Annotated in this window: 14 protein-coding genes and 1 pseudogene; 10 read left to right on the forward strand and 5 right to left on the reverse strand. The window is 60.5% G+C overall.

Annotated features, from left to right (window positions below; translation table 11 throughout):
* Positions 1-4 precede the first annotated feature (4 nt).
* Positions 5-988 (reverse strand): LLM class oxidoreductase, encoded by a 984-nt coding sequence (locus ACRXB1_RS04000; RefSeq protein ID WP_449491181.1) that lies wholly within the window; start codon positions 986-988, stop codon positions 5-7.
* A gap of 167 nt (positions 989-1,155) precedes the next feature.
* On the opposite strand from ACRXB1_RS04000, the gene ACRXB1_RS04005 reads away from it, so the two are divergent.
* The 4 genes from ACRXB1_RS04005 to ACRXB1_RS04020 are packed head-to-tail and all read left to right on the forward strand — an operon-like array spanning position 1,156 to position 5,289.
* Positions 1,156-1,908 (forward strand): SDR family NAD(P)-dependent oxidoreductase, encoded by a 753-nt coding sequence (locus ACRXB1_RS04005; RefSeq protein ID WP_062003204.1) that lies wholly within the window; start codon positions 1,156-1,158, stop codon positions 1,906-1,908.
* A 55-nt stretch (positions 1,909-1,963) separates the two neighbouring features.
* Positions 1,964-3,283, forward strand: coding sequence for an MFS transporter (locus tag ACRXB1_RS04010; RefSeq protein WP_449491182.1), 1,320 nt, complete (start codon positions 1,964-1,966; stop codon positions 3,281-3,283).
* 27 nt (positions 3,284-3,310) lie between these two features.
* Positions 3,311-4,489 carry an L-rhamnonate dehydratase gene (gene rhmD / locus ACRXB1_RS04015; protein ID WP_062171323.1) on the forward strand — a complete coding sequence of 393 codons (1,179 nt, stop codon included), beginning with the start codon at positions 3,311-3,313 and terminating at the stop codon, positions 4,487-4,489.
* Positions 4,490-4,506: 17 nt separating this feature from the next.
* Complete coding sequence (locus ACRXB1_RS04020; protein WP_449491183.1) at positions 4,507-5,289, forward strand: SDR family NAD(P)-dependent oxidoreductase; 783 nt, start codon at positions 4,507-4,509, stop codon at positions 5,287-5,289.
* On the opposite strand, the gene ACRXB1_RS04025 is transcribed toward ACRXB1_RS04020, so the two are convergent.
* Positions 5,283-6,236, reverse strand: coding sequence for a LysR family transcriptional regulator (locus ACRXB1_RS04025; protein WP_174365280.1), 954 nt, complete (start codon positions 6,234-6,236; stop codon positions 5,283-5,285). The two genes, ACRXB1_RS04020 and ACRXB1_RS04025, sit on opposite strands and share 7 nt — an antisense overlap.
* Positions 6,237-6,384: 148 nt before the next feature.
* On the opposite strand from ACRXB1_RS04025, the gene rhaM reads away from it, so the two are divergent.
* From rhaM to rhaS, 6 genes are all read left to right on the forward strand, one after another.
* Entirely contained in the window at positions 6,385-6,699 is a 315-nt protein-coding gene (gene rhaM, locus ACRXB1_RS04030) for an L-rhamnose mutarotase (RefSeq protein WP_062171317.1), read from the forward strand.
* Between the two features lie 67 nt (positions 6,700-6,766).
* Positions 6,767-7,657 carry an amidohydrolase family protein gene (locus tag ACRXB1_RS04035; RefSeq protein ID WP_062171315.1) on the forward strand — a complete coding sequence of 297 codons (891 nt, stop codon included), beginning with the start codon at positions 6,767-6,769 and terminating at the stop codon, positions 7,655-7,657.
* 11 nt (positions 7,658-7,668) lie between these two features.
* Positions 7,669-9,192, forward strand: a complete 1,524-nt coding sequence (locus ACRXB1_RS04040; RefSeq protein WP_062171313.1) for a sugar ABC transporter ATP-binding protein — start codon at positions 7,669-7,671, stop codon at positions 9,190-9,192.
* The gene (locus tag ACRXB1_RS04045) at positions 9,192-10,232 is read left to right on the forward strand and encodes an ABC transporter permease (RefSeq protein WP_062003714.1); all 1,041 of its coding nucleotides are present in this window, start codon (positions 9,192-9,194) and stop codon (positions 10,230-10,232) included. Before ACRXB1_RS04040 ends, ACRXB1_RS04045 begins: the two co-directional genes overlap by 1 nt.
* The gene (locus ACRXB1_RS04050) at positions 10,225-11,226 is read left to right on the forward strand and encodes an ABC transporter permease (RefSeq protein ID WP_449491184.1); all 1,002 of its coding nucleotides are present in this window, start codon (positions 10,225-10,227) and stop codon (positions 11,224-11,226) included. The genes ACRXB1_RS04045 and ACRXB1_RS04050 overlap by 8 nt, the downstream gene beginning before the upstream one ends.
* A gap of 75 nt (positions 11,227-11,301) precedes the next feature.
* Entirely contained in the window at positions 11,302-12,327 is a 1,026-nt protein-coding gene (gene rhaS, locus ACRXB1_RS04055) for a rhamnose ABC transporter substrate-binding protein (RefSeq protein WP_062003195.1), read from the forward strand.
* A 177-nt stretch (positions 12,328-12,504) separates the two neighbouring features.
* Here rhaS and ACRXB1_RS04060 read toward each other — a convergent pair whose 3' ends face one another.
* From ACRXB1_RS04060 to ACRXB1_RS04070, 3 genes and pseudogenes are all read right to left on the reverse strand, one after another.
* Positions 12,505-12,819 (reverse strand): H-NS family nucleoid-associated regulatory protein, encoded by a 315-nt coding sequence (locus ACRXB1_RS04060; RefSeq protein WP_056364829.1) that lies wholly within the window; start codon positions 12,817-12,819, stop codon positions 12,505-12,507.
* 401 nt (positions 12,820-13,220) lie between these two features.
* A complete protein-coding gene (locus ACRXB1_RS04065; protein WP_062003194.1) occupies positions 13,221-13,466 on the reverse strand; it encodes a hypothetical protein in 246 nt (81 codons plus the stop codon).
* A 201-nt stretch (positions 13,467-13,667) separates the two neighbouring features.
* Positions 13,668-14,151, reverse strand: a pseudogene (locus ACRXB1_RS04070) (LLM class flavin-dependent oxidoreductase); the annotation flags it as partial.

The following is a 14,151-nucleotide window of genomic DNA, read 5'->3' on the forward strand; positions in this document are numbered from 1 at the left end:
ACCCTTACTTCGATGCCAGATACCGCTGCGGCGAATCCCCGCCGCCTGACGCCCGGATCTGAAACTCAGGCAGCACTTCCGCTGCGAGTTCTTCAAGAATCTCGCGCGTTGGGCGCTTCGATGCCTGCAGGTTCAGCGTGACGTGATGCGTGCCGTTCTCGCGCATCTCTCGCAGAATCCTGATGAGATCGTTGCTCCCCGTCCGGTATCCCAGCGAGCGAGGCTCGGCGGCTTCGTTTTGATCGGCGGCGAGATCGAGCCCCATCGCCACGCCGAACGCCCGAAACTCGCCCGGCGCGACGCGATCGACCGCCGCCCTCCACATGCTGTACCTCGCGCGCTGCTTTTCCGGCTCTCGGTGATACGTCATCCAGCCGATCGCATTGCGTGCAATCCAGTCGACGCTCTGGCCGCCTGAACCGACGGCGATCATCGGAACGGGTGTCGGCGATGTTGGTAACAGGAAGAATTCGGGCGCGTCCGGCGGCGACTGGTCCGGAATGACCCTTGGTTCGCGGCCAATCGCGGCCGCGACCGTATCCCAGTGCCGCCGATACACCTCCCGCCGCTCGTTCGCATCGATGCCAAACGCCGCGTATTCATGCGGACGATCGCCGGAGCCAAGGCCCAGGATGAATCGCCCTTTACTCAGTGTGTTCACCGATACCGCACCCTTCGCGATATGAAGCGGATGCCGCAGCGTCAGCACGATTGCGCCGCTGGCGAGCGCGATGTTCTTGGTGTGCGACGCTACCGCGCCAAGCAATACCCAGGGATCGAGATGCCCGACCGGGTCCGGGTAGTCGCTGCTGTTCAACGGCACGTCGCGCACCCACAGCGCGGCGAAGCCAAGCTCGTCTGCGAGGCGGCCCAACGCGATCTGTTCATCGAAGTCGGCTACGGCATTGCCCGATGACAGCATCGGCAGGGTCAAGCCGATTGAAAGCCGCCCCTCGGCAAACACCGTGTGTTCGATGACTTCCGGCATGTCCACTCCGCATGTTGTTACCCTGACTTCCGAGTAGTGACAGGAATGCTATCACCGCGCTGCGATCCGCTTTCGCTATCGCATCATCGAATACTCGGATTGTTCGGCTATGACTTGGCCCCTATAGTGCTTGCAACAGCAGAAGACATCCAACACAAGGAGACACGATGAACCAGATCGATCTGGCCGGACGGACCGTTGTGATTACCGGCGGCGCACGCGGTATCGGTTATGCGGTGGCGCAACGCGCGCTGGCTTCGGGCGCGGAAGTCGCGCTGTGGGACATCGATTCCGAGCGGCTCGAACGCGCCCGTGGCGAACTGTCGAATGGCGGCAAGGTGAGCGTCGCCGTGGTCGAACTGACCGAGGAAACATCGGTTGAACAGGCGGTTCAGCAGACGCTGGAAGCGCATCGCAAGATCGACGTGCTGATCAACTGCGCCGGTATCACGGGCGGCAACGGCACGACATGGGAACTCGCGCCCGATGTCTGGCGCCGCGTGATCGACGTGAACCTGATCGGCCCGTATCTCACCTGCCGCGCAATCGTGCCGCATATGCTGAAGGAAGGGTATGGGCGTATCGTGAACATTGCATCAGTGGCCGGTAAGGAAGGCAACCCGAACGCATCGCACTACAGCGCTTCGAAGGCAGGTCTTATCGGACTGACGAAGTCGCTCGGCAAGGAACTCGCCACGCGCGGCATTCTCGTGAATGCCGTGACGCCGGCCGCTGCCAAGACCGAGATCTTCGATTCGATGTCGCAGCAGCATATCGACTACATGCTCTCCAAGATCCCGATGAACCGCTTCCTTCTGCCGGAAGAAGCGGCGTCGCTGATCCTGTGGCTCAGTTCCGAGGATTGCGCATTCAGCACGGCGTCGGTATTCGATCTGTCGGGCGGACGCGCGACTTACTAAAGCGTTCTGCTTCACGCGGGCGTTGCCCGCGACATAACAATATCCGGAGACACGCATGAGCGATCTCGCAAATGCGGAGGACGCCGTCACCGCTCGCGTGATGCGTCGCCTGCTGCCGTTCCTGTTGCTGATGTACATGCTCGCGTTCCTCGACCGGGCGAACATCGGCTTCGCACAGAAAGCGCTTCAGCACGATACGGGTTTGTCGAACGCCGCGTTCGCATTCGGCGCGGGTGTGTTCTTCGTGGGTTATGCACTCTTCGAAGTGCCGAGCAACCTGCTGCTGCATCGCGTGGGCGCGAAGCTCTGGATGTGCCGGATCATGGTGACATGGGGGCTTGTGTCGGCGGCAATGGCGTTCGCGCATACGGCCACGGCGTTCTACGTCTTGCGCTTCATGCTCGGCGTGGCGGAAGCAGGATTTTTCCCCGGCATCGTCTATTACCTCACGCGATGGTTTCCGCAATCCGCGCGTGCAAGGGCGTTGGGCGTGTTTTATTTCGGCGCGCCGCTCGCGTTCATCTTCGGCAGTCCGCTGTCGGGCGCATTGCTCGACCTTCACGGCGCGCTCGGATTTGCCGGTTGGCAATGGCTCTTTCTGGTCGAAGGCGTGCTGGCATCGCTCGTGGGAATCTGGGCGTTCTGGTATCTCGACAACGATCCGTCCAAGGCGCGCTGGCTCGATGCAAACCAACGCAGCCTGCTGATCGCGCGACTCGACCAGGACGCGGCGACCGCATCCGCGCATGGTCCGCGTTCCGTGTTTGCCGCGCTTGTCGATCCGCGCGTGCTGATTTTGTCGGCGGTTTATTTCCTGATCCAGATGTCCGTGTATGGCGTGATCTTTTATCTGCCGCAACAGGTGGCCGCGCTGATGGGCGCGCATGTCGGCGCCAAGGTCGGCTTCGTGACGGCGATTCCGTGGCTGTGCGCGGTGCTCGTCACGTGGATCGTGCCGCGTTACGCGGATCGTCACGCACAGCACAGGCGTCTCGCTGTCGTCATGCTGGTCGTGGCGGGATTAGGTATCGCGATCTCGGGGCTCGCGGGCCAGCCGCTGATTTCGCTGATCGCCCTGTGTTTTGCCGCAAGCGGACTGATTGCCGCGCAGCCGCTCTTCTGGACCTTTCCGACGCATTATCTGACGGGCGCTGCGGCGGCGGGCGCGATTGCGCTGATCAACTCGCTCGGCGGCCTCGGCGGTTTCGTCGCGCCGATGATCCGTACGAGCACCGAGCGTTTCTACGATTCGACGAGCGCCGGCCTCGTGCTTCTCGGCGTCGTTGCCGTGCTCGCCGCGATAGCCATCATCGTGTTCGTGCGACCCGCGCGGACATCTGCTTACACGCCTGGCGAACGCGCCAAAGCATCCTGAACACCAGAACTTAAACGGAGTCCGATCATGTCCATGCCTACCATTCGCCACGTCCGCGCGTTCACCGTTCGCGGCGGCGGCGCCGACTACCACGACCAGGGCGCCGATCACTGGATCGATGACCACGTCTCCACGCCAATGGCGCGTTATCCCGAGTACAGGCAAAGCCGGCAGTCGTTTGGCCTGAACGTGCTCGGCTCGCTGGTCGTCGAGATCGAAGCAAGCGATGGAACCGTCGGCTTTGCAGTGACCACGGGCGGCGAGATCGGCGCGTTCATCGTGGAGAAGCATCTGGCGAGATTCCTTGAAGGCCAGCGCGTGACGGACATCGAGAAGATGTGGGACCAGATGTATTTCGCCACGCTCTATTACGGGCGTAAAGGTATCGTGCTCAACGCAATATCAGGGGTGGATCTTGCGCTCTGGGATTTGCTTGCGAAGGTGCGCAAGGAACCGGTATTTCACCTCTTGGGCGGACCCGTTCGCGACGAACTGCAATTCTATGCAACGGGCGCACGTCCGGATCTGGCGAAGGGGATGGGGTTTATCGGCGGGAAGATGCCATTGCAACATGGGCCTGCCGAGGGCGAAGAAGGGCTCCTGAAGAACATTGCCAAGCTTGCCGATATGCGGGCGAAAGTGGGCGACGATTTCTGGCTGATGCTGGATTGCTGGATGAGCCTCGACCTGAACTACGCCACACGTCTCGCGCATGCAGCGAAAGAGTATGGCCTGAAGTGGATTGAAGAAGCGCTGCCGCCCGACGACTATTGGGGTTACGCCGAACTGCGCCGTTCGGTGCCGCGCGGCATGATGGTGACGACCGGCGAGCACGAAGCCACACGCTGGGGTTTCCGTATGCTGTTTGAAATGGGTTGCGCCGATCTCGTGCAGCCCGATGTAGGCTGGTGCGGCGGCATCACGGAACTGATCAAGATCTCGGCGCTTGCCGACGCGCATAACGTGCTTGTCGTGCCGCATGGTTCATCGGTATATAGCTATCATTTCGTGGTCACAAGACATAACTCGCCGTTCGCCGAGTTCCTGATGATGGCGCCCAAAGCCGATGAAGTCGTGCCCATGTTCAACCCGCTTCTGCTGGATGAACCCGTGCCCGTGAATGGCCGGATGAAGGTGCCGGAGACGCCGGGTTTCGGCGTGCGGCTCAATCCCGAATGCACGCTGACGCGTCCTTATACACACTGAGCCTATTGAGGTTAATCGTGCTGCTCGAGAACAAAGTGGTGATCGTGACCGGCGGATCGCGAGGCATTGGCCGCGCGATCGCGGTGGCGTGCGCGAAGGAAGGCGCGGACGTCGTGCTGAATTACTGGGGCGATAACGACCGCTCATACGGACGTTTATCCGCTGTGGAAGAAGTCACCAGCGAGATCGAACAACTCGGCCAGCGTGTGATCGCGGTGGAAGGCAATGTTGCCGAGCGCGAGACGGGTATCGAACTGGTGAAGCACGCTGTCGATGCATTCGGTCACGTGGATGTCCTCGCAAGCAACGCCGGCATCTGCCCGTTTCATGCGTTCCTGGACATGCCGGCGTCGGTGTATGAAGCGACGGTCGGCGTGAACCTGAACGGCGCGTTCTATGTCACGCAGGCGGTAGCGAACCAGATGAAGTTGCAGGGAACGGGCGGCGCGATTGTCGCGACGAGCTCAATCAGCGCACTGGTTGGCGGCGCGATGCAGACGCATTACACGCCGACCAAGGCGGGCGTGCATTCGCTGATGCAATCGTGCGCGATCGCGTTGGGACCTTACGGCATTCGCTGCAATTCGGTGATGCCCGGCACGATCGCCACCGACCTGAACGCCGAAGATCTAGCCGATTCCGAAAAGCGCGCCTACATGGAAAAGCGCATTCCGCTGGGACGTCTGGGTCAGCCCGACGACGTCGCACAATGCGTGACGTTTCTCGCGTCCGATCGCGCCCGGTACGTGACGGGTGCATCGTTACTGGTAGATGGCGGTTTGTTCGTCAACCTTCAGTGAGTTTCAGTGAATGAACCCGCCGAGTATTTGCGCAGCAATGCAATGCAGTATTCGGCGGGTTCGCTGAGTGTTTCGTTTTTGCGTCGCAGAAGGCCGAAGCCCGAAAGGCTCTTGCCGATTTCAATGGGCAGTTCGACCAGCAGATGCGCGCGCAAATAGTCGCGCACCACTGATTCAGGCAGCATCGCCACGGCGTCGCTGTTTTGGAGAAGCTGCAACGTTGCGAAGATCGAAGCGCATTCAACTATGTTGGAAGGCGATGCAAGTTTTGCACGAGCAAGCTCTTCTTCGAACAAGGCGCGAGCAGGGCTCGTGATTGGCTGCAGTATCCACGGCCATGAGATCAGCGCATCAAGTGAAAGCGACGTCTGTTTGCCCAGCGGGTGGCCGGCGCGCACGACCAGACGCATCGCTTCACGGGAAAGCGGTTCGAAATCGAAGTCGTTGTGTTGCAGCGGCGTGGTGAGGCGGCCGAGCGCAAGATCCACTTCCCGGCGATGCAGCAGTTGCACGACCTGGTCGCTGGTTTCGCCAAGAATGCGGACATTGAGCAGCGGCCGTTCGCTTTTGAGTTCCGCAATGGCCATGGCGAGCACATCGGGCGCGGCGCCCATGATCGCGCCGACCGTGAGTTGTCCGTGTCCGCCGCGCCGCTTGCTTTCCAGGTCGGCGGCAAAGCGGGTGAGGTCGGCAAGCGAGCGGCGCGCGTAGGCGAGCGTGGTGACGCCAAGCGGCGTGGGCTGCATGCCGCGCGCATTGCGCTCGAACAGGAGGAAGCCGAACGCTTCCTCTATGTCGCTCAGCATGCGGCTGGCGCTGGGTTGTGCGACGTTGATGATTTCGGCCGCCTGATGCAGGTTGCGGGCGTCATCGAGCGCGACCAGCAGCGCAAGGTGCTTGAATTTGAGGCGATTGACGAGGGCGATCTGGGACACGTTCTGGGTCATTGGCACTCCGCGAGGAACTCCGGCCTGCGATTCGGTTTTGCGATCGGCTGATCCTGACTTCGGATTGTCATGTTATCAGTCGGCGAATTATAGTCGTAGCCAAACGACGCTACGCCGTAGCTTCAACACTTATAAAAGGCAAGCCGCAATGGAGACGATTGCGTTCAGGATGACCCTCAAGCCGGGCATGCGCGATGAATACGAGCGGCGTCATCGCGAGATCTGGCCCGAGCTGGTGGAAGCCTTGCGGCACGCCGGCGTGCGCGACTACTGGATCTTTCTCGACGAACCCACCGGCCAGCTTTTCGCCACGCTCAAGCGTGCGGCCGATCACAGCATGGACGCGCTGCCCGATTTGCCCGTGATGCGCAAATGGTGGGACAGCATGGCCGAACTCATGGAAACGAATTCCGACCGCTCGCCGGTGCAGGCCGCGCTCGTGCCGGTTTTCCATCTTCCCTGATTACGCCCGGTATCTACAGTCAATACGCTTTGGCTCGCTTTCAGCTTTTCGGCACGAGGACATATTCATGCAGGTTGTCGATCCGCACATTCATCTTTGGGATTTGAAGACGCATCACTATCCGTGGCTGGCAAGCCCGGGAAGGTCGTTCGTGGGCGACGCACGCGACCTGAAGCATGACTATCTGATCAAGGATTATTTGAGCGAGACGGGCTCGGTGCAGGTGCTGAAGACCGTGCATGTGGACGCGAATCACGATCCGGACGACCCCGTTGAAGAGACGCGCTGGCTGCAGCAAGTCGCCGATAACGAAGGCCACGGCATGCCCAATGCAATCGTGGCGGGCGCGGATCTGTCGGCGGAAAACGCGCATGAAATTCTCGAGGCGCATGCGGCGTTCAAGAACACGCGCGGCATTCGCCAGATATTGAACGTGCATTCGAACCCGCTCTACAACTACGTAAGCCGGCACTTCATGCGTGATGCGCAATGGCGCAGGAATTTCGCGCTGTTGAAGCAGTATTCGCTGTCCTTCGATCTGCAGCTCTACCCGTCGCAGATGCATGAAGCGGCTCAGTTGGCGCAAGAGCATCCCGATACGCAGTTCATCGTGAACCATGCGGGCATGTGCGTGGATCGTGATTCCGCCGAAGGCAAGGCCGAATGGCGTGACGGCATGAAAGCGTTGGCAGCACGCCCGAATGTAGCGGTAAAAGTCAGCGGCCTTGCAATGTTCGATCACGAATGGACCGTGGAAAGCTTTCGTCCATACGTGCTCGAGACAATCGATACATTCGGTTGCGACCGGTCGATGTTCGCATCGAACTTTCCTGTGGACCGGTTGTTCGCCACGTATGAAGGACTGTGGAAGGCGTATGCGTCTATCGTGAAGCATTTCAGCGATACAGAAAAAGATGCGCTCTTCAAAAGCAACGCAGAGCGAATCTATCGCATCTGAAGGAGACAGGCATGAGCACGAATCAAACGCCTCGGCTGGAGTTGAGGCACGCGAGCAAGTCGTTCGGGCGCGTGCGCGCGCTCGGCGACGGCAGCCTCGCGTTATGGCCAGGAGAAGTGCACGCGCTGCTTGGCGAAAACGGCGCGGGCAAGTCGACGCTGGTCAAGTTGCTTGCGGGCGTTTATCAGCCGGACTCGGGCGAATTGCTCGTCGACGGCGTGGCGCGCACGTTCGCGAATCCCGCTGAAGCACGCGACGCAGGCCTTGCCGTGATCTACCAGGAACCGACGCTGTTCGCGGACCTTTCGATCGCCGAAAACATCTACATGGGGCGTCAACCGCGCGATCGCATCGGACGGATTCGTTACGACGAGATGAATCGCGAAGTCGATGCACTGCTGCAATCGCTGGGCGTCAATCTGCGTGCTGAACGTCTGGTGCGCGGTTTGTCGATCGCTGACCAGCAAGTGGTCGAGATCGCCAAGGCGCTGTCGCTCAATGCAAACGTGCTCATCATGGACGAACCCACCGCGGCGTTGTCGTTGACGGAAGTCGAGCGTCTGTTTGCAATCGTGCGTGCATTGCGTGAACGCGATGCCGCCATCTTGTTCATCACGCATCGGCTCGATGAAGTCTTTGCGCTGACGCAGCGCCTGACCATCATGCGCGACGGCATGAAGGTTTTCGACTCGATGACTACCGACATGACCATCGATTCCATCGTGAGCAAGATGGTCGGACGCGATCTCGATACGTTCTATCCTAAAGCCGATGTTCCGCCGGGCGAGGTTCGTCTTTCGGTGCGAGGCCTCACGCGCGACGGCGTCTTCAAGAACATTTCCTTCGATGTCCACGCGGGCGAGATCGTCGCTTTAGCGGGACTGGTCGGCGCGGGGCGCAGCGAAGTCGCGCGGGCAATCTTCGGTATCGATCCGGTAGATGCGGGTGAAGTAAAGATCGCGGGCAAGACCCTGCAACTCGGCCGTCCGCAAGCCGCGGTTCGCGCGGGACTCGCGCTTGTTCCCGAAGACCGACGCGCGCAGGGCCTGGCTCTGGAGCTGAGCATTGCGCGCAATGCGTCGCTCACTGTACTTGGCCGGCTCGTCAAGCACGGGCTGATCTCGGCGCGTAGCGAGACCAATCTCGCCTCCGATTGGGGCAAGCGCTTGCGTCTGAAGGCGAGCGATCTGGATGCGCCCGTCGGCACGCTCTCGGGCGGCAATCAACAAAAGGTCGTGCTCGGAAAGTGGCTTGCCACAGGCCCTAAAGTGCTGATCATCGATGAACCGACGCGCGGTATCGACGTCGGTGCAAAAGCCGAAGTCTATAAGACCCTTGCCGATCTGGTCCGTGAAGGCATGGCGGTCCTGATGATTTCCAGCGAGTTGCCGGAAGTCCTCGGCATGGCCGACCGCATCCTGGTGATGCACGAAGGCCGGATCAGCGCCGACATTCCACGCGCCGATGCCAACGAAGAACGCGTGATGAGCGCGGCGCTCGGCGCTTTGCCATCGACGCTAGGGAAGGCCGCATGATGACCCGACATTCTCCCGCGATGCCGGCCGTGCACGCACCCAAACCGAAGCGCCGCAATGTGCTCGCGGAACTCGTTCGCAGCCGCGAGGCAACGCTGTTTGTCGTGCTGATTGCGTTGATAGCGGCCACCGCAGCAGTCAAACCCGAGTTCCTCAATCTGCAGAACCTGCGCGACGTATTGCTCAACGTATCGATCATTGGCTTGCTGACCGCCGGCATGACGGTCGTGATGCTGATGCGGCACATCGATTTGTCGGTGGCGTCGGTGGTTGGCGTGAGCGCATATTCCGTCGGCGCGCTTTATGTGATGTTCCCGCATATGCCCATCATCCTCGCGATGCTTGCAGGGATCGCGATCGGCTTCCTGATCGGCGCGGTGAACGGCACGCTCGTGACGTTTGGGCGCGTGCCGTCTCTGGTCGCGACGCTGTCCACGTTGTACATCGTACGGGGTGCCGATTACGCGTGGGTCCACGGCGGCCAGATCAACGCAACGAGCCTGCCCGATGCCTTCTCGCGCATCGCCACGGGCACGCTGCTGGGCATTCCGAATCTCGTGCTGATCGCAGTGGTGGTGCTGGTCGTGATCGGCATCTACCTCAAGCAATATCGCGGTGGCCGCGAGCATTACGCGATCGGCTCCAACCCCGAGGCCGCGCGTCTCGCGGGCATCCAGGTCGAGCGCCGCGTGATGATCGGCTTCCTGTTGTCGGGCGCGATTGCGGGTCTGGCAGGGGTTTTGTGGCTCGCCCGTTTCGGCACCGTCGATGCCAGCACGGCGAAAGGCATCGAGTTGCAGGTCGTGGCTGCGGCGGTCGTCGGCAGCGTCGCGATCACGGGCGGCGTGGGCACGATCATGGGCGCGACCCTCGGCGCGCTCGTGCTGGGCGTGATCAATATCGCGCTCGTGGTGCTACGCGTGTCGCCGTTCTGGCAACAAGCAATTCAAGGCGCGCTGATCGTTGCGGCGATCGCGCTCGACACAATGCTGGCGCGTTCCGTCGCACGGCGCATGATGAGGAAACGCGATCATGGCTAAACCCGATTCTGCACTCGCGCTGACCAAGCGGCGCCATCTCTCGTGGGAGACCATGCTCGTTGCGGTCCTCGTGCTCGCGCTGGTCCTGGGCCGCGTGTTGTCGCCCGAGTTTTTATCGAGCGCCAATCTCTCCAACATGCTCGCCGACTTCACCGAGATCGCGCTGATCGCCTTGCCGATGACGCTGATCATCGTCGCGGCCGAGATCGATTTGTCGGTGGCGTCGGTGCTCGGCGCATCGAGCGCACTGATGGGCGTGCTCTGGCACATGGGCCTGCCGATGCCGCTCGTGATTGCCATCGTAATGGTTGCCGGGACGCTCGCCGGGCTCTTCAACGGCCTCGTGATCGTGCGCTTCAACCTGCCTTCGCTTGCGGTCACCATCGGCACGCTGGCGCTCTTTCGCGGGCTTGCGTACGTGCTGCTCGGCGATCAGGCCGTGGCCGATTTCCCTGCCTCTTACACGTCGTTCGGCATCGACACCATTGCCGCTTTCCTGCCGATGCCTTTCGTGCTCGTGATCATCGGAGCGATCGTTTTTACCGTGCTGTTGCAGGCCACGCCTTTCGGCCGCAGCCTCTACGCGATAGGCGCAAACCCGGTTGCGGCGCAATTCTCCGGCATCGATGTAGCCCGTAGCAAGATCAAGCTGTTCATGCTCTCTGGCGCGATGAGCGCGCTCGCCGGGATTGTCTACACGCTGCGTTTCACGAGCGCGCGCGGCGACAATGGCGAAGGCTTCGAGTTGTCCGTGATCGCGGCCGTGCTGTTCGGCGGCGTGAGTATTTTCGGCGGAAGAGGATCGATGATCGGCGTGCTGTTGTCGTTGCTGATCATTGGTGTGCTGCGCAATGCGCTGACTTTGTCCGACGTCTCCAGCGAAACGCTGACCATTGTGACCGGCGGCCTGTTGCTGTCGTCGGTGTTGATCCCGAATCTTGTTGCACGTTGGCGTGTCATGCGCGAAAAGCGCCTGATGACGCAGACGCTTTGATGAAAGTTGGCTTTTTAAAACCAGCGTGAAGACTCCAAAAAAACGGAGCGGCGCGCGACATCAGGAGACACAAGCATGTTCAAACCCTTTCACTCACTTCGCGGTCCGGTGCTATGCGCCGCACTGATCGCGATCTCCGCGGCGGCCACAGTGCCGATCAGTGCGGCCGCCGCTGATCTGAAGAAGGACCTGAAGATCGCCTTCTTGCCGAAGCAGATCAACAACCCCTATGAAGTGATCGCCGACGAAGGCGGCCTTGCCGCCATCAAGGAGATGGGCGGGCAGGGCAAGGTGGTCGGACCATCGGATGCGGGCGCGTCGTCGCAGGTGCAATACATCAACACGCTGATCACGCAACGCCAGAACGCGATCGTGGTGGCCGCCAACGATGCGAACGCAGTCGTTCCGTACCTGAAAAAAGCGATGGCGCAAGGCATCAAGGTCGTGACGTTCGACTCCGATACCGCGCCCGACGGCCGCCAGATCTTCGTGAACCAGGCGAACTCGGAAGCGATCGGCCGTGGACAGATCCAGCTACTGTCGAAACTGGTAGGCGGCGAGGGCGAGTTCGCGATTCTCTCGGCCACGCCGAACGCGACCAACCAGAACACCTGGATCAAGTACATGCAGGAGGAGTTGAAGAAGCCTGAGTATGCGAAGCTGAAGCTCGTGAAGATCGCCTACGGCAATGACGACGACCAGAAATCGTTCGTCGAAACGCAGGGCTTGCTGCAGGCATATCCGAACCTTAAGGGCATCATTTCGCCGACCACTGTGGGTATCGCGGCAGCGGCGCGTTATATCTCGACGTCGCCGGCCAAAGGCAAAGTGATGGTCACGGGCCTCGGCACACCGAACCAGATGCGCGCGTTCGTGAAGAACGGCACCGTCACGGCGTTCCAGTTGTGGGACCCGGGTCAACTCGGTTATCTCGCGGCGTACGCGGCAGCCAACCTCGCGTCGGGCACGATCACCGGGAAGGAAGGCGACAGCTTCGAAGCGGGCAAGCTCGGCAAGCGCACGGTAGGCAAGAGCGGTGAGGTCGTACTCGGACCGCCAACGACGTTCGATTCATCGAATATCGATAACTTCAACTTCTAGAGCGTTTGGCAATAGCCGCTGCAAACGCCCTTCGGGGCGTTTCAGACGGTGTAATGAAGGTAGATGGTTCCACCCGGGACAAGGCAACGCCGTCCCTGGTCAGTCTGCAGGTTGCAGCCTGACACGCCTGAAGCTCGCAGTCCCGAAGCGACTAATCCAGCGACTGAGTCAGCGACTTCAAACCCTGTAGAACTCTATATCTTGCCCGGCATGCACGGCGCGTTTGAGCCACTCTGGCATTTCACCTTCTCCGTCCCACGTGTCGCCGCTTGCATTCCTGAATACCGGCGTAGCGCCGTTGGCGTTCTCAGGCATTTGAGGCATGGAAGGTAGCGCGCGCTTTGTGGCGCTCGAACTCTTCGTCAATGGGGGAGGAGTAACAGAAGCCTGCGCTTCGGCCAATGCTTCGGCCAGTGCTGTTTCGGAAATGCCAAACTCAGCCATTCGGCTGCGCAAATAGGCAATGATGCTGTCTCGCTTTCTTTCGTCCACGGCTGTCCTGATTCAGCTTTTACTTTCTTGAAGGCGAGCCATCTGCCCGCGCGGACCGGGGCGGCTCGAGGAATAAGTGGGTTGACTAAAATCGTGGCGCGCTGAATGGCACGCGTCAATTAGTGTAATACCGCAAATCGCCGCCTTACTCGCAACAACCAATAATGGGTTGCTGCGAATGCGGTTCTACAAACTGGTTACTGTGGTTGAGATCGGTGCAAAGCGATGAGTTGCCGATTCAGCGGCTGAAAGCTCACGACCAGATCGGTGCACGACTGGCGGCTGGTCTTGTTTCAGAAACACCTTCGACCCAGCCGCGCATTTAACAATTTGTCCCGACACCCGCGGGCGCCACGAGGAAATGATAGCGCCGAATGCCGCTATTGTATGCCTAAATCATTTTAGCGATTATGTTGCTCGCCTGGCAGTTCCGCGCCATGCGCGCGAATTGCAGCAATCAGTTCCGCCGGCGTGATTTCATAACGCACTTCACGATGAATGCCTGCCTTCCGTTCGTCGACTTCAATCAGTAGAACAGCCTTGCCATCCGCAGCCGGCTCGAGACGCAACGTACGCACTTCCTGACCGGTTGCCTCATCACGCTCCGTCAGCAAGGTCATGGATCCTGTGGCGGGACTTCTGGCCATTCTCTCTCTCCCTTCCAATAATCCGACAGCTTGTTGTCGAGACCCTTCGTCAACGCGTCAGGCACTAAAAACGGGCATTGCGCGCCGGGTCGTGAGGTCACTGACCTTATTATTGCTTGTCAAAACGATACCCGTCCAGTATTGAACGCGGGTTCGCTGCGCCGCGTTCCATCCTGAAAGAACGCAGCCCGAAGTGATGCTTTACGATGACAATGCGGCGCGTGCCTGCGCCGTGATTTCGAACGAGCGCAGCCGCGCAGCCTGATCGTAGATTTGCGCGGTGACCATCAGTTCGTCGGGCTGCGTCTGTTCAATCAGCGACGCCAGTCCTGCTTCCACTTCCCGCTGGTCGCCGATTACCGAACATGCCAGTGAATGATCGACGCCCGCGCGTTCTCCGTCGCTCCACGGAATCTGTTTCACGGGCGGGGGCAACTGACCCGGCGTGCCGCGGCGCAGATTGATGAACTGCTGCTGCAACGATGTGAACAGGAACTCCGCCTCGGCGGTGGTATCGGCGGCGAAGACGTTGACGCCGACCATTGCGTAAGGACGATCCAGTTGCTTCGATGGGCGGAATTGCGACCGGTAGACCTGCAGTGCTGTCAGCAGGTAATCCGGCGCGAAATGCGGGGCGAATGCGAACGGCAGCCCGAGCGCGGCGGCGGGGTCGGGAGAGCGGCGG

The sequence above is a fragment of the Caballeronia sp. M23-90 genome, assembly GCF_053574605.1.